The sequence below is a fragment of the Pontibacter sp. LHS2 genome, assembly GCF_058932845.1.
Map to the genome: position 1 here is coordinate 195,849 of NZ_JBZYWG010000002.1, position 21,257 is coordinate 217,105.

A 21,257-nucleotide genomic window follows, 5' to 3' on the forward strand; every position below is an offset into this window, starting at 1 on the left:
GATTTTCAGAGCCCCCGGTTTTAATTTTAGTTAGATGCGCTTACCAGCTTTTGCTGTATCCTTTATCAGTTTACTCTGCCTCTTTGCCGCCGATGTGTTTGCTCAGAGCACTTACACCATCAGTGGCTATGTACGGGGCACTGGAAGCGAGGGCGCCCTTATCGGGGCCACCGTATCAATTCCTGAGCTACGCACAGGCGCTGTAACGGATGCAAAAGGGTTCTATACCCTACAACTACCGGAAGGCAGCCATACCTTGCAAGCCACTTATATTGGCTACGAAACCGCCGACCGTACCATCGAGGTTACAGATCGTGACTTAACCATCAACTTTGCTTTATTGCCTGCCAACAGCCAGTTGCGCGAAGTCGTGATCGAGGCTAACTCGCTCCAGCAGAAACTCAATGCCAACCAGATGAGTGTCGAGACGCTGACCACCAGAGAGGCGAAGCTTTTGCCAGCTATCTTCGGAGAGGTCGACCTGCTCAAGACGCTTCAGCTCAAGCCCGGCGTGCAATCCGGGGGCGAAGGCGCTTCAGGTCTGTATGTGCGCGGCGGTGGGCCTGACCAAAACCTGGTGCTGCTCGACGATGCCGTGGTTTATAACGCCTCTCACCTGTTCGGCTTCTTCTCGGTGTTCAATCCGGATGCAGTGGAGAGTGTGGAGCTCTATAAAGGAGGCTTCCCGGCGCAGTTCGGCGGCAGGCTGTCGTCTGTAGTAGATGTGAAGATGCGGGAGGGCAACAATGAGCGCATTGGCGTAACCGGCGGCATCGGCCTGATTGCTTCTCGCCTGACCGTGGATGGGCCTATTGTAAAAGACAAATCCTCGTTTGTTCTCTCCGGACGCCGCACCTATTTTGATGTATTCACACGCCAGATCAACCGCATACAGGAAGGCAAAGAAGACTTCAATCCTATACCTGACTATTACTTCTACGACCTCAACGGCAAGGCAAACTACAAGCTCGGTGAGAAAGACGAACTGTTTATAAGTGGTTATTTTGGTCGTGACTTTTTTGGATTTAACGATGCAGACTTTCAGTTTGGCTTCGATTGGGGCAATAAGGTAGGTGCATTGCGCTGGCAGCACAAGTTCAATCCACGCTTTCAGGTAAACACAACACTCTCAGGTAGTAGTTACCAATACAACGTCAGCAATAAGATCGACGTGTTCAGCTTCAACCTGACCTCTGATATCCGCGACGTTGCTCTCAAGACCGACTTCAGCCTTATCCTGGACAAAGGACATACCTTGCAGTTCGGTGCCATGGCCACCCGACACAACTTCACAATCGGCCGGCTCAACTTCGACTCAGACGATGACCGCATCAGCTTTGGGGCAGGCAATGACTACGAAGCCACGGAAGCCGCTGCATACGTAGCCGATGACTTCCAGGTGAACAGCCAGCTTTCGCTTAATTACGGATTGCGCATGTCGGCTTTCAATAGCGGAGGCAAAACGTATGGCGCTTTCGAACCAAGGGCTTCTGCCAGGTATAGCCTCAGCGAAAACACGTCCCTGAAGGCCAGTTATGCCAGTATGATGCAGTACATCCACCTGGTAGCAAACTCAGGTGCCTCGCTGCCGACCGACATCTGGTATCCTTCCAATGATTATGTAAAACCACAGCGTTCCCAGCAGGTAGCAGCAGGTATAAGCCACCTCTTCGGCGGAGGCCGCTACATGGTCACCAATGAACTTTACTACAAGTGGATGCACCGCCAGATCGATTTCCGTGACGGGGCCAATCTGTTTGTGAATGATAACCTGGAAGGGGAGTTCCTGTTTGGCAAAGGCGAAAGCTACGGCAATGAGATATACCTCGAAAAGATAAAAGGGCGCACCACCGGTTGGATAGGCTATACCTTGTCGTGGAGTTACCGCCAGTTCGATGACATCAACGATGGCCGCCGCTTCCCGACCCGCTATGACCGCCGCCACGACCTGAGTGTGGTGCTGCTGCACGAACTAAGCAAGCGCATTCACCTGACTGGCGCCTTTGTGTATGGCACCGGCAATGCCTACTCGCTACCTGTCGCCCGATTCGCGTTTCAGGATGTGCAGGGAAAGGGGGCTACCGTGGTGCCCGTATACAGCGACCGCAACAGCTTCCGGCTGGATGCATTCCACCGGTTGGACCTGGGCCTGGTGCTCAAGCTCAAGCCTAAACGCGGCGAGGCCGACCTGACCTTCAACGCTTACAACGCCTATAACCGCCGCAACCCATACTTTGTGTATTTTGAACAGGTGAAGGACGAGGAAGACAATGAAACACTTGGCTTCCGTGCCAAGCAAGTGTCGCTCTTCCCGGTTATACCTTCTGTTACCTATAATTTCAAGTTCTGATGAAGACCAGACGACCGATCTATACCTTCCTGTTGCCCTTGCTCCTTTTGCTGGCGTCCTGCGACATGGAGCAGGAAGTGGAAATCAAACTACCACCTTATGAATCACAGCTGGTAGTAGAGTGCTACCTGGAAGCTGGTAAACCCTTGAGAGCGGTCGTGCTGGAGAGCGTAAGCTACTTTAACGATCCTGAACTACCGCTTGTACCGGACGCCGAGGTTTTTATCACCTACCAGGGCAGAACGATCAAGCTGCCTTTCAGCCCTATCCAAAACAAAGAGACTGGCAAGTACTATACCCACCGCAAAAGTGAGAAGCTAAATTTCAAGCCCGGTGAGGTAGTCACGCTGGAAGTGAAAGATAAGAAAGGGCGTCACGTGACTGGCACCACCACCATCATAGGCAAAGTACCGATCGAAGCAGTAGAATGGAAGTTCAATGAGAGAAACAAAGCCTATCTGCTCACCTCTTACCAGGACGATCCGGATGCTGAGAACTATTATCGCTACATGGTGCACCGTGACAGCCTCTCCAATTCCTCCCAGCGTGATTTCGTGTCCAGCGACCGTCTCACCAATGGACAGCGTGTATCTTACGGCTCAGGTTATGACTATGAGGAAGGCGATACACTGATCGTTTCACTTTTCCACATCGAAAAGCAGTATTACGACTTCCTGAGTTCTATTTCGGATGCACGAAATGCCAATGGTAATCCCTTTGCCCAGCCCTCTCGTATTGTGTCTTCGGTGAAAGGAGGAATCGGTATATTCACGAACCTCTCTTACAACCGCAAAAGGGTGATAATAGAGAAGTAAACCGTGAAGATGGAAGCACCTTTACCTCCTGATCGGGTTAAAGAAAACCCAAAGCCCACTTTACAAGAAACTGCGCTGGCATTCTGGCGCTTTATCAAAACCCCAAAACAGCTGGAGGCCCTGCATCAACAGCCCGCTCAGGTATGGCAGCCGTTTCTGCAACTCTTTTTGCTTAAGCTAGTGCTGGGCCTGGGGGCATCAGCACTGGTCTTTGGCCTGATCAAGCTGATGGGCTACAATCCATTTGCCAGTCACCGGCTTCGCTACTTTTTACAGGATAATAATCCGCTGCTTGTGTTTTTAGCCATAGCTGTAATCGCTCCCGCTATAGAAGAGTTTTTCTTTCGTGCCCCGCTCCGCTATACCCGCATGCGGCTTTTCGTCGCTTTCCTGACCATCATCTTTTTTATACTGCCTACGCTTCTCGAAATGCTTCGCATTAGCACGCTTGTAAGTGCTTTGATCTGGATCGTGGCCCTGATGCTGGCTATCTGGGTAGTACTCTCAGACATGCGTGCCTGGTATATTCGGCGCTTCTGGGAAACGCATTTCGGGATTGTTTTCTATACCTTCACGACTGTATTTGCGCTGGTACACCTGGCTAACTACGACAACCTGCACCTACCCTTTGCACTGATACCTTTGCTGGTTGTGCCACAGTTCATCGGTGCCCTGTTCTGGGGTTATATCCGCCTCCGCTTCAGCCTGACCTGGGCAATCATAGGACACAGCCTTTTTAACGCCCTATTACTGGCTCTCACCTATTTAGCGCTATAAGATGTGCTAAAGCAAACAGGGGCAGCCATTTGGCTGCCCCTGTTTGTGAACTCGTTGATTTTATGGCTCAAGAACTATTGCTGACGCACCAGTTCTTTGATCAGCAGGGTCATGCGCGGCTCGGCTACGGCAGCTGCTTCCAGAATATCAGCCAGAATTACTTTCTTGATCCGATCCGGTGTCCCCATGTCTGTGATCACCGAGATACCGAATATTTTCATCCCCATGTGGCGGGCGGCAATAGCCTCCGGCACGGTGGACATACCTACGGCATCAGCACCAATGCGGGCAATGTAGCTATACTCTGCCAGTGTCTCCAGCATAGGTCCAGGTACGCTGGCGTACACGCCTTCCTGCAAGGTGAAACCGGCATCCTCTGCGATCACCATGGCCTGACGCACCATTTTCTCGTCATACACTTCGCTCATATCCGGGAAGCGAGGCCCCAGTTCGTCCAGGTTCGGACCGATCAGAGGGTTAGAAGGCTGTAAGTTAATGTGATCCGTTATTACCATCAGATCAGAGGTATTGAAGGCTGGGTTCAGACCGCCGCTGGCATTGGAAATAAAGAGCTTCTGTACACCCAGCAGTTTCATCACACGCACGGGGTGCACCACCTGGTTCATGGTGTAGCCTTCGTAGAAATGGAAGCGCCCCTGCATGACGATCACACGACGCCCTGCCAGTGTTCCAAAGGCCAAGCGGCCAGAGTGGCTCTCTACTGTGGAAACCGGAAAGTGCGGAATGTCGGCATAGTTGAGGCTATATTCAATTTCAATCTCTTTGATCAAAGCGCCCAAGCCTGTGCCCAGGATAATCCCGAACTCAGGTTGGAAGTTGCCCGTCTGGTTCTGTATGTAAGAGGCGGACTCTCGTAATTGCTGCATCATATTGTTCATCGTTTTATACGCTGTTTTTTGGTACGCGAAATAGGCTATTTATTCTGACAGAATAAATGATTTTCATCATGTGTTCTCTTGAACTTTATACATTACTCACCTCCGCAATTTGCAAAAAAAGAAACGGACCTAAAACAAAAAGCCCGCAGGTTTGCACCAGCGGGCTTTCAGCTATTAAATCCGTAGCAGGCTATACCTGCTTTTCGTCCTTATTGAATCGTGAGTTCAAACGGCATACGAGTCTGTATACCTTGCATGTTCTCCACTTTCTTGTACATCTTATACACAGGGTACAGCTGTCCAAGTTCTGCCTTCACGGCACGCTCTTTTACCTGCGAACCAGCTTCGCCAAACATCTCTTCAAAGAAAGTTTTGCGGCGTGGCAGTTCTTTGATGCGGTAATCATCTTCTATACCTACACGGGCAGCGGCAATCTCGATGGCTTTTTCCAGGCCACCGTGCACGTCTACCAGGTTACGCTCCTTGGCTTCTATACCTGACCACACACGACCTGAGGCGTATTCCTTCAGCTGGTCCTGTGACATGCCGCGGCCGTCGGCTGCTTTCTGCGTGAACACTTCGTAGATCTTGTTGATCTCGCGCTGCACGATCTCTTTCTCAAACGGCGTCATAGCACGTGTAACAGTTGGCAGGTCAGAATGCTTGCCTGTGCTAACGCGGTCCACAGTGATACCCAGTTGATTTTTGAAGAAGTTCTCAAAGTTTGGAACGATGCCAAATACACCTATACTACCTGTGATAGTGTTTGGATGTGCCACGATGGTATCACAGCCCATGGCCATGTAATAGCCGCCAGAGGCTGCCACATCAGACATAGAAGCGATGACAGGCTTCACCTTACGCGTCTCCTGAATCTCGCGCCACATCACGTCTGATGCCAGTGCGCTACCACCCGGAGAGTTAATGCGCAGCACCACGGCTTTCACGTTCTTGTCCATGCGGGCATTGCGGATGGCCTCTGCATAGCGCATGCTGCCGATCTCGTCGTCACCACCTTCGCCATCCACGATATCACCTTCGGCGTAGATCACAGCGATGCGGTTTTTAGCGGAACCACTCTTTGCAGAGTCCTTCACATTCTTATACTTCGCAAGGCTAACCATTTGCAGCTTTTTGTCTTTTTCAACTCCCAGCTGCTCTTTCATGTAATTAACGGCCTCGTCGTAGTAACCGATGTCTGTGGCCAAACCGTAGGTCTTAGCGTCTTCGGCCTCACGCACGAGCACTTCGTCTGATACTTTTTTCAACTCTTCGTAGGTCTTACCACGTGCCTCCGCGATCTTGCGCAGCTGGTAGTCATTGATCGAGTTCAGGAATGAGGTCATTTGCTGACGGTTGGCATCGCTCATCTTGTCAAGGAAGAAAGGCTCTACCGCACTCTTGAACTCACCTACTTTGAAGATCGTCGGCTCAATGTCCAGTTTCTCCAGTGTGCCTTTGAAGAAGAAAACCTCAGAGCTAATGCCATTGAACTCCAGTGTACCCATAGGGTTCAGGTATATTTTGTCGGCTACGGAAGACAGGTAGTAGGCCTTCTCGTTTGTCATGTCGCCATAAGAAACGATGAACTTCCCTGACTCTTTGAAGTCGATCAGTTCGTTGCGAATCTCTTCCAGCTTGCCCATACCGGCATCCACGAAGCGCATGTTCAGGAAGATGCCTTTTACATTATCATCTGTTTTGGCGCGGCGAATAGACGCTTTGATCTGGTCAAGTCCGTCGCTGCTATTCATAGAGAAGAAGCCTATAGAGAAATCACCAAAAGGATTCTCCTGCTCCCGTTCTACAATCGATTTGTCTAGCTTGAGCTCCAGCACCGAATTCTCAGATACTGTTATGTCGCCTTTGGAGGCGGATGCGGCAATAATGCCGACCATGATAAGCAAGCCCAGAAAGAAAAATATGAACAGGCCAAGAATGGTAGCCAGCACATATCGGAGGAAATTCAACATAGGTTCTAGTTAGGGTTAAGGTTCTTTTTTTAAGGTCACTAAAATATAGGTCCCTGCATACAATAAACAAAAATAGCGCTTAAAGTTCAATACCGAACCCCAATAAACAGCAATTTCGACCAATCGGTCCATTTCATAGACGAAGGAGTTTATGAGTTTAAGAGATTGGGAGTTGAGGAGTTATAAAGTCAAAAAGGTAAAGTTTAGGGTGTTTTGTTGGTTACGGTTTATCTAGAAAGATTACGGTCTATCCGGGCCAGGCTTTAAACTTTGCTTCTCCCCGTAGCCTTCGCTTATGCCCCGCGAGTATGAGCCACCCAGTGGCGCCCTTCCACTTGTGCCGGCAGGTATAAAAAAAGATGCCAAAGTCTGACAGACTGCTCACAAAGGCGTTAGCCGGAAATTGAGCAACGCTTATCAAAGAAGAATTTATTCCTTGCTTTACCTGTCTGGTCTCTGGTTTTCACTTTCTGATGAAGTACTTAGGAATATCACTGAGATCGCCGCCCCAATATGGCTTCATGTTCAGAAAGCGTCTGCGGCAATAGATGAGCAAGATTCCTGAGAGAAAAACATACGCCCCACCGTAATTGTAATCCAAGTGCCGCCAAATGAAGAAGAATACAACTTGCAGCACCAATAAAATCACATAAACAGTTCTATTCACTTCTTTCTTCTATAACTCTTAAACTCCTAAAATCTCAAATTCCCTAACTAACTAATATCGATACTTCTTGCCCCATTGCGCCTGCAATTGCTTGAGCATGTCGCGTTCGCGGGCGTTATTGCCGGGCTGGTAAAGAGCGGTGTTGGTGAGTTCCTGTGGCATGAACTCCTGCGCCACGAAATTGCCTTCGTAGTCGTGGGCGTATTTGTAGTTGTTGCCATAGCCGATCTCTTTCATCAGCTTGGTCGGGGCGTTGCGAATGTGTAGTGGCACGGGCAAATTGCCGGTCTGTTGCACGAGTTGGCGGGCCTGTTTGATGGCTTTGTAGCTGGCGTTACTCTTTGGTGAAGTAGCCAGGTATACCGTGCATTGGGAGAGTATGATCTCCGCCTCCGGGTAGCCAATCATCTGCACCGCCTGAAAGCAGGAAGTCGCCATAAGCAGGGCGTTGGAGTTGGCCAAGCCAATGTCTTCAGAAGCAGCGATAAGCAAACGACGGGCAATGAACTTAGGATCTTCGCCGCCCTCGATCATGCGGGCCAGCCAGTAGACAGCCGCATTGGGATCAGAGCCGCGGATGGACTTGATGTAGGCCGACACCAGATCGTAATGCATCTCGCCCGACTTGTCGTACATCACGATGTTCTGCTGGGCTACCTGCTTCACCAGTTCGTTCGTCACGACCACTTCATCGGCTTTTATACCTTCGGCCACGATCTCGAGCAGGTTGAGCAGCTTGCGGGCATCACCACCTGAAATGGTCAGCAGGGCTTCGTACTCCTCTATGCGCACCTTGCGGTGGCGCATCCATTCGTCCTGCTCCAGTGCCTTGTCCACCAACTCGATGAGTTCGTCTTTGGTAAGGTGCTTGAGAATGTATACCTGGCAGCGGGACAGCAAGGCCGAGATCACTTCAAAAGATGGGTTCTCGGTGGTGGCGCCCACCAGCGTGACGGTACCTTTCTCTACAGCTCCCAGCAAGGCGTCCTGCTGCGATTTGTTGAAGCGATGGATCTCGTCGATGAACAACACGGTACCCTGCCGCTTTTTGGCCTGATCGATCACTTCACGAATGTCCTTCACACCAGAGTTGATGGCACTCAAGGCTACAAAAGGCACTTTCATCTGGTTGGCAATGATATTGGCCAGCGTGGTTTTACCCACGCCCGGAGGTCCCCACAGGATCATGCTGGGTATCACGCCGCCCTCGATGTAGCGACGCAGGATACCGTCAGGCCCTACAAGGTGCTTTTGTCCGTAATATTGATCCAGGTTATGTGGCCGCATGCGCTCGGCCAAAGGTATGTTTGGGTGAATCATCTGCTCTATATCTCTCTTCAGAAGTCGGTCTAAACAAAGTTACGAATTTGAGGGCAAAGCCGAAGCAGGGAATTAGCGTGTTTCCCCCTTCTTCTCCCCTTCCTCACCTTCATGTGGCGGCTCTATGTCATTTTCCTCTTCCAGTTTCCGGCGAACTTCCTTGGTATTCCACCGCAGCACAGGTATAGCCATGGGGCTAAGGCCAGGCCGCTCGTCACCGAAGAGCACACCCCATTGCTTAAACTGGTCAGTGCGGTCGAACACTACTTTGAGCATGGCAATAATGGGCAGCGACAAGAGCATACCTGTTATACCTGCTATCTCCCCACCTACGATCACGCCCACGATCGTTGCCAATGCGTTGATCTTCACTTTGGAACCCACAATCCGGGGCATCAGGATGTTGTTGTCCAGAAACTGTACGGCGGCGATGGTACCCAGTACGGCCAGTACAGGCCAGAGTTCTTCAGAAGATGCCAGGGTAAGCAACACACCGATGATGTTGCCCAGTAAAGCGCCCACATAAGGTATCAGGTTCAGGAAGGCGAAGATCACCCCGATGAGCAGTGCGTGTTTGATCCCGATAATCATGAGCAGGCCGCCCAGCAGCACGGTCATGTACGTGATCTGTATCAGCAGTCCGAAAAGATAGCTTTTGATGATGACTTGCATCTCACTCAAGGTCTCCTCCACTTTTTCGTGCTTTTCCCGCGGGAACCAAAGAAATACGAAGCGCAGCAGCAGGTTTTTGTAAAACAGCAACAGGAAGATGTAGATGGGAAGCAAGCCAAGAAAAACCACCGTGCCCGTTACGCCACCTGCCACGCCGCCTAAAAGATTGCCCGCATAGGTAAGCAGGTTGTTGCTTTGCTCTTTGATGAAGCTGGTTTGCTCTGCTGTCGAGAAAGGCGTTTTACTACTGACCCACTCACTCAGGGCGGTCAGGTGTTTCATCACGTTCTTCTGGATCATTGGAAAGTCCTCAATCAGCACCCGCATCTGGGAAGAAAAAAACCAGATGATGCCGCCCAGTATGACAATCAGTGTGAGCAGGCTGATGCCAATGGACACAGCGTCGGGGAACTTGCGCTTATGGAAGAAGCGGTAGATGGGCAGCAGCATGATGCTGATGAAAAAGGCAACAAGTAATGGAGCCAGCAAGTCGCGCCCCAATACAATGATCCAGCCCAGAAAAAAGAGTCCTGTGACCTCAATGGCACGGCGGACCGTGATTGGCATTTGATTCATGCAATAAAGTAGTTTGAGCGTGTAGGTTTTAATTGCATCTCCTTATACGGCACAAACCGAATAAGCACGTAATTTTGCAGCATGAGTAAACAAATACAGGTGCATGCCTCACTTTTTTTGGTGGCACTTATTTACGGAAGCAATTACAGTATTGCGAAGGAGGTGATGCCGGAATACGTTGGTCCTTTCGGGTTGATCGTGATTCGGGTGGTGTCGGCGGCGCTGTTTTTTGGCATATTTGCCCGCCTGGTCGTGAAAGAGAAGATAGTAGGACGTGCCGACAATATCCGGGTGATACTCTGTGGGATAACCGGAGTAGCCGTGAACCAACTGTGCTTCTTTGCCGGACTGAACCTCACCGCTCCTATCAACGCGGCGCTCCTGATGGTCATCGTACCGGTAGTGGTGCTCGTTTTTTCGGCCTTGCTGCTGCGGGAGCGCATCGGCAAGCGGAAAGTGTCAGGTATAGCCCTGGCTTGCGCAGGTGCATTTATGCTAATTTATTCCTCTCGAGGAGAGCAGGCTACTGGTAATCTGTGGGGTGACCTCCTGATCATTCTGAATGCCACTTCGTTTGGCCTATACCTGGTGCTGGTCAAGCCACTCATGCAACGGTACCAGGCCATCACGATTGTGAGCCGCATCTTCACGGTAGGGGCCGTGCTGGTGATTCCCTTTGGCTGGCAGCAACTTATGACGCCTGACTACAGCGCCTTTCCAATGTCTATCTGGCTGGCAATTCTATTCATGGTATTCGCTGTTACGATCATCGCCTACCTGCTCAATACCTGGGCACTGCGTTATGCCAATCCCTCCCTGGTAGGCGCTTATATTTACCTGCAGCCGGTTATGGCTATCCTGATCGCGGTTGGGGTGGGCAAAGACGTATTCACTCTACAAAAAGCTTTTTATGCGCTCCTGATATTCGCGGGTGTATACCTGGTAAGCAGAACCAAACAGCATGTGGCGCAGAAAGTGGCCTAAAGTATTTCGGACTACGGCATATAGCTTTCTTCAGGAAGATCGGCCGTGCTTTGCACGATAGGTATACGGCGCAGCAAGGTATAGCTGAAGTCCACGGTGTCGCTCTGCACGGGTCTGGCGTGCATCACGGTAATGCTGTCGCTTTCGTGCAGCGTGTAGTAGAAGTTTCCTTTTCCACCCCACCAGCCGCCACAGGCTGACAAGGCCTGACGCGGCACGCCAAAGGAGGTGTACATCTGTGGAGCGATCACGGAGCAGGTATAAATCGTGTCGAGCACGTACTGCATTTCCATCTGACTCAGGTATACCACTGACAATGGATTATCCTCGTCAGCATTCTGGATCTCCTCGCATTGCAGGTCTGCTTTCACCCAACTGTTCAGGTCATAAGTAGCGTTTCCCTGCTCAATTCGCTCATACTGCTCTTCTTCCTGCTGATTACAGGCCGTGAGCGCGAACAGGTATAAGGCAACTAAAAGGCGAAGCTTCATGTAGTGTGGTTTTGTCAAACCCAAAGTTATAAAGAGAATCGGTTTGGCGCATCAGGCTAGTTCTCTTTTCATTACAACCATGCCGCGGTACATTTCCTTCATCTGCTCAAAGTCAAGTTCGTAGGTGCCGCAATCTACAAAGCCGTTTTGCCTGTAAAAATCCACGGAACGGCTGCTGTCCATGGCTTTGAGCCAGATGATGCGCTTGCCGCTCTCCAGCGCATACTGCACCGTAAAGTCCACGGCCCACTTCCCGATTCCAATACCGGAGGCCCGGTCCACCAGGTATAGCCGCTCCAGTTCGATGCATTCAGCATCGGTGTAGCCCTCCAGCGCCTGGTCCCTGTTATACTTCATGAACCCCACCGACTCGTCTTTGTACTGGATCAGAAAATAAACGGAATTAGGGTTAGCCATATCATCGCGCAAGGCCTCCTCGGTGAAGCATCTGTTCACGTACCATTCCCCCCCATCGTGCCAAAGGTAGGTATAGTGGTCATTATAGGATTCTACTGCGATGTCGTGCAATTCAGATAAGTCTGCAAGTGTGCAGGGCGTAATGGCAATATCGGTCATGTATCGTTGGAAATTGAAATTTATTTTTGCCTATATACTGTTGCGACGCTGCTTTTGTGCTGACTATGCCATTAAATTTCTAATCCCAATCAGCAGCCAGTTTTCAAATCACTGTGAATCAGGTATTTTCTACGACCCAGAATTGTACTCACCTAAAGCACTTCGCAAACATCACCATCTCCTAAACCGTATAATACTCGCTTACAATCAACAACTTATGAAACACTTAAGAATATTATCCTTTGCAATATTATCAGCATTTCTACTAGGTAGTTGTGCTGGTTCAGATAACTGGAGCAGTAAAAAGAAAGGCGCCGTGATAGGCGGCACTGCAGGTGCCGCAACAGGTGCTGCCGTGGGTGGCACTTCAGGTGCTGTGATAGGTGGTGCGGCCGGTGCAGTGGGCGGCGGTGCCATTGGCCGTAAAAAAGACAAAAAGAAAGAGCGACAGCGAAATCGGGATAACCGCGAAAATCGCGACCAACTCGAGCGGTAGGTATAGCATACCTGACTGGAATAAAAGAACAGGCTGTCGGAAAACCGACAGCCTGTTCTTTTATCTTGCCTTGTAGCTCTTGCTTATCCTGGAACCGCATTCACCTTCCTATCTTACTTTCCCGGATTTTACCGCTCGTGTGCTAGAGCTTGAGCTTCTGCAGCAGTCGAACTGACACTCACAGGTCTGGAAGACACTGTGAGGTCTAAGTTTATCTCCTCCCACGCTTTCCTTTGCCGCCTCTTCCTGAACCTTTCTTATTCCCGTTTTTAGTTGCAGACGAGGCAGCCGCTTCCATAAAATCCTGAGCGGTGAGCGGAAATGGATGCTGGTCTACTACAGGTATAGCTTTGCCAGTCAGGTTTTGGATGGCGATCAGCAGCGGCGTTTCGCTGGCGCCGCAAAAGGTGATGGCTACACCTGCAGCTCCTGCCCTGCCTGTGCGGCCTATGCGGTGCACATAGGTTTCGGGCTCAAAAGGCAGTTCATAATTGATCACGTGCGAGAGTGCCTCCACATCAATGCCCCGGGCAGCCACATCGGTTGCCACCAGCACTTTGGTTTCTTTACTCTTAAAGCTCTCCAGCACCCGCTCACGGTCGCGCTGGGCCCGGTCTGCATGGATGGCTTCGGCGGCTATACCTGCTGTGTTGATTTCTTTGGCCAGTTTGTCGGCTCCTTCTTTAGTGCGCATAAACACCAGCGTGCGGTCTATACCTGCGTGCTGTAACAGGTGCAGCAGCAGAGGTGTTTTATTCGCTTTTCTTACATAATAGAGCTCCTGCCTGATGGTAACCGCCGTTGACGAAACAGGTGTAACCTCCACACTTACCGGGTCCGTCAATATCTTCTTGGCCAGCTTGCTTACCTCCGGGGCCATGGTAGCCGAAAAGAACAGGGTTTGCCGTTTTTCAGGTATAGCCTGCAGCACACGCCGGATATCCTGCAGAAAACCCATATCGAGCATGCGGTCGGCTTCGTCTAGCACCAGTACTTGTACCTGCTGCAAATTGATAAACCCCTGGTCCAGCAAGTCGAGTAAGCGACCGGGCGTAGCTACCAGAATGTCTATACCTGCCGCTAACGCCTCCGTCTGTACTTTGTAAGGCACGCCGCCATACACTACCAGATGCTGCAAACCTGCATGCTTGCCATAAGCCGCAAAGCTATCCCCTACCTGACTGGCCAGCTCACGCGTGGGCGTGAGAATCAGTGCCCGAACGGCTCGCGGCTCAGGTATAGCTTGCCCATGCAGGAGCTGCAGTATAGGTATAGCAAAGGCCGCTGTTTTGCCCGTACCTGTCTGGGCGGTGGCCAGCAGGTCGCGGCCCTGCAGCACTTCAGGTATAGCCTGCATCTGGATGGGTGTGGGCTGGGTATAGCCTTCTTCCTCCAGCGCCTGCAGGACAGGAGCAATTAGGTGTAGGTCGTGGAATGTCATGCGCAAAATGCGGTGTTGGGAAATGAAATCATAATTCTGTCTCGCTTACTCTTCTAAAACTGAAATAATCAGAGCAAAGCTGAAGTAGCTCGTTAAATACGCTTATCTTCTGAAAAATGGTTTTGCTGCAAAAGTAGACCTATGCCTATTCAGTTCCTAAAACCCACCCACCCTTAAACTCAAAAAGGCAGGTATAGCACCTGCCTTTCTTGCAATTTTCAATCGAAGCTATTTCCCCTTTCCGGCTTTGAGTACTTGGTTTTCAATTTTGGAAATCCCTGCCTCCATCACCTGAAGCTTATCATCACCTGTCTCGTACTTCAATTTAATCCAGCCTGACTTATAGCCATCGCCATCTTTTAACCGGATGGCAACATACGGGGTGGTTTCGCTGGCTGCCGGACCTTCAAAGTAAGTAAACACTTCATCTGGCTTTCGAATATCCAATAGATAGGCTTTGTCAGAGCTCCACACATGGTTTGAAGATTTGTCTTCGAGCACTGTCTCGCCCTCCTGCAGACCTACATGCCAGTGTCCGATATGCGGCTTTAAGGGTTGCTTGTCTAAGAGTACTTCGTTACCGTCCAGGGAGTTTATGTAAAACAGATTGTGCACCCCACGGTCATCAGATACAAGCACGTTACTGAACGCAAAGTCATTTCTTCCATCCTTGTTCACATCCAGATAAAGAGGCTCATCAATTTTAAAAGATTGGTTAATGGTTACATGCTCAATAGCAATCGGTTCTACTGTTCTTTCTTCTTTGTCGCAAGACGCAAGCGCTAAAGTTACAAGCGCAAAAGGGAGTAATTTTTTCATAGTTTTATTTATTTGACAAGTGTATTCTGGTATAGCACGTTGCTGCTTCACTGAACCAAACAGGTTTAATCGCCGCAATTTTCATCGCATAATCAAGTACTGTGCCAAATATTAAATAAAACCTATGCTTAATATATTTTTAAACCATATAAAAAAAGCCTGCCCGAATTTTCTTCGAGCAGGCTCTCAATTTATCTTTTCTTTTCTAAGCCATCACCTCATTCAGGTTCGGCAAGCGTAATCTACCAAATCGGTGCAGGGTATTCAAGTGCGAGCGCACAGCCTGCAGGAAGGTTTTGCTCTCAATGTATGTGAGGTTAAACTCTGTAGCAGTTTGCTTGACGATATCCGCGATGGCCGGGTAGTGTACGTGGCTGATGCGCGGGAACAAGTGGTGTTCGATCTGAAAGTTCAGACCGCCCACGTACCACGACAGCCATTTGCTCTTGCGGGCGAAGTTCGCGGTAGTGCTCAGCTGATGTATGGCCCAGTCGTTTTCAATGATGCCGCCCTCGGATGGCAGCGGATGACTCGTCCCCTCCACCGTGTGCGCCAACTGAAATACCGTGGATAGGATGATGCCCGCCACAAAGTGCATCAGCAGAAAACCTACCAGTACTTCCCAGAAAGGTATACCGAATATAAGCGTCGGCGCTACCAGAATCGAGAAGAAATAGAGTATTTTAAAGGCTACTATCTTAGAGAAAGCAACGGTGTTGGCTGATTTGGAATTGGCGTTTACCCCATTCCGGATGTACTTGAAGAACTGTACAAAATCTTTCAGAATTACCCAGTAAAGTGTGAGCAGGCCGTAGAAAAATAGGGCATATGCCCACTGCAACCTATGGATGAACTTCACTTCTGAGTGTGGGGAAAAACGCAGCACGACCATGTCGTCGATGTCTTCGTCCATGTCTACCACGTTGGTGTAGGTATGGTGCAGAATGTTGTGCTGCAATTTCCAGTTAAAGGCAGAGGCTCCCAAGAGATTCACGGAATGCGCCATCAGGTAGTTCATGGTTTTGCTTTTGGAAAAAGCACCGTGATTGGCATCATGCATCACGCTCATGGCCACACCAGCCACGCCTATACCCATCACCAGCCACAGCCCGAGGCTTATCGCGATATTCGGAGTAAAGGTGAGCAAGGCCGCAAAGGGCACTACATAGAGCAAGAGCAGTACAATGCTCTTTACCATAATGCTGGTGTTCCCATATTTGGGCAGGTTGTTCTCTGAAAAATAAGCGTCCACACGTTTGCGGAGCGTCGGAAAAAACAAATTTTTGTCTTTGTTAACGAATTTTACTTTGCCTTTAAGCTTCATTTAATCTACTTGATAATCTAAAAAAGTACGCACACTCCAAAAATTGTTTTACGACTCAGCAAGTCATGTGTTTAGGCGAGCTTAGCTAAAAGCAGGTTGCATCTCTTTTTGTTTCAGCAATTTGAAACTTTCAGAAGATAAAGTAAGCACGCATATACGTAATTGGGGTGCAAATATAGAGGGAAACGGGATACTATCAGCTTTTGGTGCCTATTTGATTTTTTTAACCAATGGCCTCGTTCAGACTCGGTAGTCTGCCAAAGCGATGCAGCGTAGCTATGTGCGAGCGCACGGCTTTCCCAAATGTCTCATTCTCCATGTAAGGTATACCGAATTCTGTTGCGGTCTCTTTCACAATATCCGCGATAGCCGGGTAATGCACATGGCAAACACGCGGGAACAGGTGGTGTTCGATCTGGAAGTTCAGACCGCCCACATACCATGAAAGGATCTTGTTATGACGGGAGAAGTTCACCGTTGTATTCATCTGATGTATGGCCCAGTCATTCTCAATAACGCCGTGCTCATCTGGTCTCGGGTGACTCGTACCCTCCACCGTATGCGCCAACTGGAATACAACTGTCAGGACAATGCCTGCCACAAAGTGCATGATGAAAAAGCCAAGCAGCACCTCTAAAAACGGAATTCCGAAGAACAGTGATGGTATAGCGAGTACGATGAAAAAGTAAAGGGCCTTCATGGCAATCAGCCTGGCGAGCCATGTGCGGTTCTCGGCAGGTGAGTTATTGTTCACGCCGTTCTTTTTGAAAAGCGCATACTGCACAAAGTCTTTTGCCACCACCCAATAAAGCGTCAGCAGACCGTAGAACACGAAAGCGTATACCCATTGTATTTTATGAAAGAACTTCACTTTGCTATGGGGATTAAAACGCAGCACCAGACGGTCCTGGATGTCCTCATCCATTTCCACCACGTTGGTATAGGTATGGTGTAGGATGTTATGCTGCAGCTTCCAGTTAAAAGCGGAGCCGCCCACCAGGTTCAGGGTATGGCCCATCAAATCGTTGACCCGCTTGCTGCTGGAGAAGGCGCCATGGTTGGCGTCGTGCATCACACTCATGCCTATACCTGCCACGCCCAGCCCCATCACGAACCACAGCAGCAGACTAAGCGGAAAAGCCGGTTGAAAAGCCAGCAGTGCCAAAAATGGCAAAATGTAGGCTAGCAACAGCACTACACTCTTCACGATCATGGTTGTATTGGCGGTTCTTGGGATATTGTTTTCAGCGAAGTAGGCATCTACACGCTTCCGGAGGGTCGGGAAGAAAAGACTTTTATCTTTATTGACAAATTTGACTTTGCTTTGCAGCTTCATAGTTCTAGGATGTTGTGTGATAAATCAAAACTCACGCGTAGGGGCAGCAGGGCACAGAGAGCGAATCGAGGATATTTATATAAAAGAGAATCTGGTGTATTAAAGTTCAGATGCTCTGTTGCCAAACCTCAGCTCATGATTTGCCGACTTCAGCTTCCTATTGTTCTCATAAATTGAAAAACGCAGGATTTATTTTCTTGTTTAAGATTGCAATATAGTCATTATCAAATAAATTCAGATAATACTGGGTTTCGAAAATGAATTATATAAAAGACCTGAAATTTCTATAAGTATTGATCAACAGAACCAAAAAAAGCCTGACCAGATAATTCCCGGTCAGGCTTACTGGCACTTGATTATCTGCCAGGCCTATACCTGAACTATCGTTCCAAGCTTTATTTTGAAGCGTTTCACCCCATCAAAGAGTTCTTCCATCTTCAGCACTTCATGCGTCTTCTTGCTTATCCAAAAGGTGCCGTAGTTGGTATCGCTGTAATCTATCCGAAGCATCCAGCAGTCGACGGAGGTGTTGTTGACTGTGAGCAGCTTTTCTGAGCCGGTTACCTTGTAACTGTAATATTGCGGTGCGGTTCTGCTGCCCGGGTGGTAAAAATTAATCAGGTATACGGTGTTCGCTTTCAATGGCAGGCTCTCGAAAGTCTCCATATCCAGCTCCCAGTTAAATGTAGCCGCCTCAGCAGCTATACTAAATCCTTTGAAGCCATTGTTTAATACAGTATCGGCTCCGACAACTCTATCTGGCTCAAAATTAAAGGCCGCCGTACCTCTGGCTGAGGTACCTGTATGGAAAACAGGTCTGAAGTCCTTTTCGCAGATAGAGTAAAGTTGCCTGTTGGTCAGGGTATCTGCCCCTACCCAGTTTTGCCGTATGACCAGCTGTTCCCTGCCCGCCACTTCCTCAAAGCTCACATTCCGGGTCCAAAGACTCTGCCTGAGCACCTTGGGGTTCTTTGGCGTCTGGACAGTGACTAAATATTGCCTTGTTCCTGGTTTTAGTTGCTTTACTTTCAAATGTTTGGATGTGACCCTTAGGGTGTCGGTCTGGGCGCTTGCATAGGACGTGATGAGTGTGGCAATGGCTAAAAGGAGAATCCTCTTCATAGTTGGTTGGGATTAAGTTATACGATATAGAAGATAGACCCCAAAACGGCACTAAGGGCTGCAAGGAACACTAAATCCCCTGTAACACACCAAAAAAAAGAGGCTGACCATGTTGATGGCCAGCCTCTTAATCAGGTTGCTATTCTTATAAATTATAAGTGAATTACTTCGTCGTAAGCAGCAGCAGCGGCTTCCATCACGGCTTCGCTCATGGTCGGGTGCGGGTGCACCGACTTGATGATCTCGTGTCCAGTCGTCTCCAGCTTGCGGGCTACTACTACCTCAGCGATCATCTCCGTTACGTTGGCACCGATCATGTGCGCGCCCAGCCATTCGCCGTATTTCGCGTCAAAGATCACTTTTACGAAACCATCTTTCGCACCGGCGGCACTTGCCTTACCAGAAGCTGAGAATGGGAACTTGCCAACTTTGATATCCAAACCTTGCTCGCGGGCGGCTTTCTCGGTCAGACCAACAGAAGCGATCTCAGGAGAGCAGTACGTACAGCCTGGTATGTTCGCGTAGTTCAAAGGCTCCGGATCGTGACCTGTAATCGCCTCCACACAGATGATGCCTTCGGCAGACGCTACGTGCGCCAGCGCAGGGCCCGGCACAATGTCACCAATCGCATAGATACCGTCCACGTTGGTTTTGTAGTACTCGTCTACCATCACACGGCCTTTGTCCACCTTGATGCCCAGCTCCTCGATACCGATGTTCTCGAGGTTAGTCTGTATACCTACCGCAGAAAGTACAACCTCCGCTTCCAGGGTTTCTTCGCCTTTGGCTGTTTTCACTTTCACTTTGCAGATGTCACCGCTCGTGTCCACAGACTCTACAGAAGAATCGGTCATGATATTGATACCTGCCTTTTTGAAAGACTTGGCCAGCTGACGTGATACTTCTTCGTCCTCTACCGGCACAATGTTCGGCATGTACTCCACAATGGTTACTTTCGTACCCATAGAGTTGTAGAAGTAAGCGAACTCCACGCCAATGGCGCCAGAACCTACTACTACCATGCTCTCCGGCTGCTTGTCAAGGGCCATGGCCTGACGGTAACCGATGATCTTCTTGCCATCAATTGGCAGGTTAGGCAGCTCGCGTGAACGGGCACCTGTCGCCAGGATGATGTGATCCGCCTCTACGGTGTCTTTCTTGCCGTCTGCATCCGTCACTTCGATCTTGCCCTTCGCAACCACTTTACCGGTACCCATGATGGCGTCGATCTTGTTCTTGCGGAACAGGAACTGAATGCCTTTGCTCATGCCGTCAGCTACACCGCGGCTACGCTTGATCACTGCGTTGAAGTCAACAGAGGCCTCTCCGATTGTAATGCCGTAATCTGATGCATGGTTGATGTACTCGAACACGTTCGCGCTCTTAAGCAATGCTTTGGTCGGGATACAACCCCAGTTCAAGCAAATGCCGCCCAGCGACTCACGCTCGATCACGCCTACTTTCAAACCCAGTTGCGACGCACGGATGGCCGCCACATATCCGCCTGGGCCACTACCCAGCACTACCAAATCGTATTTTGATGCCATAGTTCTCTTTTTTAAATGCTGAGCAAAATTAAACGATAATCCCAACTTCACAAAACCACTTCTGCCTCAACGTTATCTGTATTCTGAGTGGTACTATACAAAGTCTATTCCTTCACAATACTAAGAATCGCCACAAAAAAACGCATACCTATTCCGTATTGGACTGAACTGTTGTATTTTGCGCGCCATAACATGAGGTAACCCCTACTGCATGAAAACACTTTTACAACTCATCATAGCTGTATTTTTTGCTCTCCCGGCTTTCTCCCAGAAGGCTGCGACACAGTCTGCCCCACAGAAAACGGCACTGCAACACTTCAACGCAGGTAACCAAAAGTTTAAGTCGGGTAAGTATACTGAGGCCATAAAAGAATACAGCGAAGTGCTGAAGCAGGAGCCCGAGCACATTGTAACCATGACCAATCGTGGTATTGCCCGCGACCGCATACTGGACTACCGTGGTGCCATTGCTGACTTTGACAAAGCCCTGGCGCTCGACCCCAAATATGTGGAAGCCTGGGTAAGCCGTGGCCTCTCGAAGTACAACCTACAGGACTACAAAGGTGCGCTGATCGATTTCAATAATGCCGTTTCGATTGACCAAAAGCAGGCTCGCACCTACAACAACCGTGGTCTGGTGCGCTTTGCCCTGAAAGATTACCGCAGCGCTATCATTGATTATGGTCGCGCCATCACCCTGCAGCCCGACTACGCAGAAGCTTACTATAACCGGGGAGCACCTCGCTATACCAGCGGTGATGTAAGCGGCGCCTGCGAAGATTGGGTAAAAGCGAATAACCTGGGCGTGAAAGAAGCAGAAGCGTATTTGAAAGAGTATTGCGGACAGAACTCGGTTTCCTCTACGAAACCGGCTAAGTAAGCAGACACTATAAGCCTCGATCGTGCCCCGCGAATGTGAGATGTTGGGCTGTACTCTTGCTGCCGTTCACGATTGTCATCCTGTCAGGATCTTTGTAAATAGGGCCCCTACCCCCGCAAGTAGCATCGGCTTAACCTCCAGGGGGTCGGGACCCTCCCTTTCAACCAAGTTTCTTTACAGAATGACAGAATA

At 49.6% G+C, this 21,257-nt stretch carries 18 protein-coding genes; 6 read left to right on the forward strand and 12 right to left on the reverse strand.

Annotation, left to right across the window (positions count from 1 at the left end; translation table 11 throughout):
• Window positions 1-34: 34 nt before the first annotated feature.
• The 3 genes from AC5FX6_RS09535 to AC5FX6_RS09545 are packed head-to-tail and all read left to right on the forward strand — an operon-like array spanning window position 35 to window position 3,942.
• Window positions 35-2,350 carry a TonB-dependent receptor gene (locus tag AC5FX6_RS09535; protein WP_493596819.1) on the forward strand — a complete coding sequence of 772 codons (2,316 nt, stop codon included), beginning with the start codon at window positions 35-37 and terminating at the stop codon, window positions 2,348-2,350.
• Window positions 2,350-3,165 (forward strand): DUF4249 domain-containing protein, encoded by an 816-nt coding sequence (locus AC5FX6_RS09540; RefSeq protein ID WP_493596820.1) that lies wholly within the window; start codon window positions 2,350-2,352, stop codon window positions 3,163-3,165. Before AC5FX6_RS09535 ends, AC5FX6_RS09540 begins: the two co-directional genes overlap by 1 nt.
• Before the next feature lie 9 nt (window positions 3,166-3,174).
• Window positions 3,175-3,942: a hypothetical protein gene (locus tag AC5FX6_RS09545; RefSeq protein WP_493596821.1), complete on the forward strand. Its 768-nt coding sequence runs from the start codon at window positions 3,175-3,177 to the stop codon at window positions 3,940-3,942.
• Window positions 3,943-4,016: 74 nt separating this feature from the next.
• Here the strand turns inward: AC5FX6_RS09545 and AC5FX6_RS09550 are convergent, their stop codons facing one another.
• The 4 genes from AC5FX6_RS09550 to AC5FX6_RS09565 all read right to left on the reverse strand — a co-directional run bounded on the left by AC5FX6_RS09550 (window position 4,017) and on the right by AC5FX6_RS09565 (window position 10,049).
• A complete protein-coding gene (locus AC5FX6_RS09550; RefSeq protein WP_493596822.1) occupies window positions 4,017-4,832 on the reverse strand; it encodes a purine-nucleoside phosphorylase in 816 nt (271 codons plus the stop codon).
• 218 nt (window positions 4,833-5,050) lie between these two features.
• Window positions 5,051-6,814, reverse strand: coding sequence for a signal peptide peptidase SppA (gene sppA / locus AC5FX6_RS09555; protein ID WP_493596823.1), 1,764 nt, complete (start codon window positions 6,812-6,814; stop codon window positions 5,051-5,053).
• A gap of 718 nt (window positions 6,815-7,532) precedes the next feature.
• Window positions 7,533-8,801, reverse strand: a complete 1,269-nt coding sequence (locus AC5FX6_RS09560) for a replication-associated recombination protein A (protein WP_493596824.1) — start codon at window positions 8,799-8,801, stop codon at window positions 7,533-7,535.
• 72 nt (window positions 8,802-8,873) lie between these two features.
• Complete coding sequence (locus AC5FX6_RS09565; RefSeq protein ID WP_493596825.1) at window positions 8,874-10,049, reverse strand: AI-2E family transporter; 1,176 nt, start codon at window positions 10,047-10,049, stop codon at window positions 8,874-8,876.
• Window positions 10,050-10,130: 81 nt separating this feature from the next.
• Between AC5FX6_RS09565 and AC5FX6_RS09570 the strand changes: the two genes are divergently transcribed.
• Complete coding sequence (locus AC5FX6_RS09570) at window positions 10,131-11,033, forward strand: DMT family transporter (protein WP_493596826.1); 903 nt, start codon at window positions 10,131-10,133, stop codon at window positions 11,031-11,033.
• A gap of 11 nt (window positions 11,034-11,044) precedes the next feature.
• On the opposite strand, the gene AC5FX6_RS09575 is transcribed toward AC5FX6_RS09570, so the two are convergent.
• Window positions 11,045-11,524, reverse strand: coding sequence for a hypothetical protein (locus AC5FX6_RS09575; RefSeq protein WP_493596827.1), 480 nt, complete (start codon window positions 11,522-11,524; stop codon window positions 11,045-11,047).
• Between the two features lie 51 nt (window positions 11,525-11,575).
• On the reverse strand, window positions 11,576-12,100 hold the full coding sequence (locus tag AC5FX6_RS09580) for a GNAT family N-acetyltransferase (protein WP_493596828.1): 525 nt from the start codon (window positions 12,098-12,100) through the stop codon (window positions 11,576-11,578).
• A gap of 217 nt (window positions 12,101-12,317) precedes the next feature.
• Between AC5FX6_RS09580 and AC5FX6_RS09585 the strand changes: the two genes are divergently transcribed.
• Window positions 12,318-12,596 carry a YMGG-like glycine zipper-containing protein gene (locus AC5FX6_RS09585; RefSeq protein WP_493596829.1) on the forward strand — a complete coding sequence of 93 codons (279 nt, stop codon included), beginning with the start codon at window positions 12,318-12,320 and terminating at the stop codon, window positions 12,594-12,596.
• 211 nt (window positions 12,597-12,807) lie between these two features.
• Here the strand turns inward: AC5FX6_RS09585 and AC5FX6_RS09590 are convergent, their stop codons facing one another.
• The 6 genes from AC5FX6_RS09590 to lpdA form a co-directional block, all read right to left on the reverse strand.
• Window positions 12,808-14,037, reverse strand: coding sequence for a DEAD/DEAH box helicase (locus AC5FX6_RS09590; RefSeq protein ID WP_493596830.1), 1,230 nt, complete (start codon window positions 14,035-14,037; stop codon window positions 12,808-12,810).
• Between the two features lie 228 nt (window positions 14,038-14,265).
• Window positions 14,266-14,856, reverse strand: coding sequence for a hypothetical protein (locus AC5FX6_RS09595; RefSeq protein ID WP_493596831.1), 591 nt, complete (start codon window positions 14,854-14,856; stop codon window positions 14,266-14,268).
• A 205-nt stretch (window positions 14,857-15,061) separates the two neighbouring features.
• Window positions 15,062-16,180 (reverse strand): fatty acid desaturase family protein, encoded by a 1,119-nt coding sequence (locus AC5FX6_RS09600; RefSeq protein ID WP_493596832.1) that lies wholly within the window; start codon window positions 16,178-16,180, stop codon window positions 15,062-15,064.
• Window positions 16,181-16,403: 223 nt separating this feature from the next.
• Complete coding sequence (locus tag AC5FX6_RS09605) at window positions 16,404-17,516, reverse strand: fatty acid desaturase family protein (protein WP_493596833.1); 1,113 nt, start codon at window positions 17,514-17,516, stop codon at window positions 16,404-16,406.
• Between the two features lie 369 nt (window positions 17,517-17,885).
• Window positions 17,886-18,638: a DUF3108 domain-containing protein gene (locus AC5FX6_RS09610; RefSeq protein ID WP_493596834.1), complete on the reverse strand. Its 753-nt coding sequence runs from the start codon at window positions 18,636-18,638 to the stop codon at window positions 17,886-17,888.
• 152 nt (window positions 18,639-18,790) lie between these two features.
• The gene (gene lpdA, locus AC5FX6_RS09615) at window positions 18,791-20,185 is read right to left on the reverse strand and encodes a dihydrolipoyl dehydrogenase (protein WP_493596835.1); all 1,395 of its coding nucleotides are present in this window, start codon (window positions 20,183-20,185) and stop codon (window positions 18,791-18,793) included.
• Window positions 20,186-20,396: 211 nt separating this feature from the next.
• Between lpdA and AC5FX6_RS09620 the strand changes: the two genes are divergently transcribed.
• Window positions 20,397-21,065: a tetratricopeptide repeat protein gene (locus tag AC5FX6_RS09620; protein ID WP_493596836.1), complete on the forward strand. Its 669-nt coding sequence runs from the start codon at window positions 20,397-20,399 to the stop codon at window positions 21,063-21,065.
• Window positions 21,066-21,257: the final 192 nt, after the last annotated feature.

What these genes read in the sequence shown, in the direction of transcription:
- AC5FX6_RS09535 (WP_493596819.1), top strand. Translation starts at nt 35, where the DNA reads ATGCGCTTACCAGCTTTTGCTGTATCCTTTATCAGTTTACTCTGCCTC.
- AC5FX6_RS09540 (WP_493596820.1), top strand. Translation starts at nt 2,350, where the DNA reads ATGAAGACCAGACGACCGATCTATACCTTCCTGTTGCCCTTGCTCCTT.
- AC5FX6_RS09545 (WP_493596821.1), top strand. Translation starts at nt 3,175, where the DNA reads ATGGAAGCACCTTTACCTCCTGATCGGGTTAAAGAAAACCCAAAGCCC.
- AC5FX6_RS09550 (WP_493596822.1), bottom strand. Translation starts at nt 4,832, where the DNA reads ATGATGCAGCAATTACGAGAGTCCGCCTCTTACATACAGAACCAGACG.
- sppA (WP_493596823.1), bottom strand. Translation starts at nt 6,814, where the DNA reads ATGTTGAATTTCCTCCGATATGTGCTGGCTACCATTCTTGGCCTGTTC.
- AC5FX6_RS09560 (WP_493596824.1), bottom strand. Translation starts at nt 8,801, where the DNA reads ATGATTCACCCAAACATACCTTTGGCCGAGCGCATGCGGCCACATAAC.
- AC5FX6_RS09565 (WP_493596825.1), bottom strand. Translation starts at nt 10,049, where the DNA reads ATGAATCAAATGCCAATCACGGTCCGCCGTGCCATTGAGGTCACAGGA.
- AC5FX6_RS09570 (WP_493596826.1), top strand. Translation starts at nt 10,131, where the DNA reads ATGAGTAAACAAATACAGGTGCATGCCTCACTTTTTTTGGTGGCACTT.
- AC5FX6_RS09575 (WP_493596827.1), bottom strand. Translation starts at nt 11,524, where the DNA reads ATGAAGCTTCGCCTTTTAGTTGCCTTATACCTGTTCGCGCTCACGGCC.
- AC5FX6_RS09580 (WP_493596828.1), bottom strand. Translation starts at nt 12,100, where the DNA reads ATGACCGATATTGCCATTACGCCCTGCACACTTGCAGACTTATCTGAA.
- AC5FX6_RS09585 (WP_493596829.1), top strand. Translation starts at nt 12,318, where the DNA reads ATGAAACACTTAAGAATATTATCCTTTGCAATATTATCAGCATTTCTA.
- AC5FX6_RS09590 (WP_493596830.1), bottom strand. Translation starts at nt 14,037, where the DNA reads ATGACATTCCACGACCTACACCTAATTGCTCCTGTCCTGCAGGCGCTG.
- AC5FX6_RS09595 (WP_493596831.1), bottom strand. Translation starts at nt 14,856, where the DNA reads ATGAAAAAATTACTCCCTTTTGCGCTTGTAACTTTAGCGCTTGCGTCT.
- AC5FX6_RS09600 (WP_493596832.1), bottom strand. Translation starts at nt 16,180, where the DNA reads ATGAAGCTTAAAGGCAAAGTAAAATTCGTTAACAAAGACAAAAATTTG.
- AC5FX6_RS09605 (WP_493596833.1), bottom strand. Translation starts at nt 17,516, where the DNA reads ATGAAGCTGCAAAGCAAAGTCAAATTTGTCAATAAAGATAAAAGTCTT.
- AC5FX6_RS09610 (WP_493596834.1), bottom strand. Translation starts at nt 18,638, where the DNA reads ATGAAGAGGATTCTCCTTTTAGCCATTGCCACACTCATCACGTCCTAT.
- lpdA (WP_493596835.1), bottom strand. Translation starts at nt 20,185, where the DNA reads ATGGCATCAAAATACGATTTGGTAGTGCTGGGTAGTGGCCCAGGCGGA.
- AC5FX6_RS09620 (WP_493596836.1), top strand. Translation starts at nt 20,397, where the DNA reads ATGAAAACACTTTTACAACTCATCATAGCTGTATTTTTTGCTCTCCCG.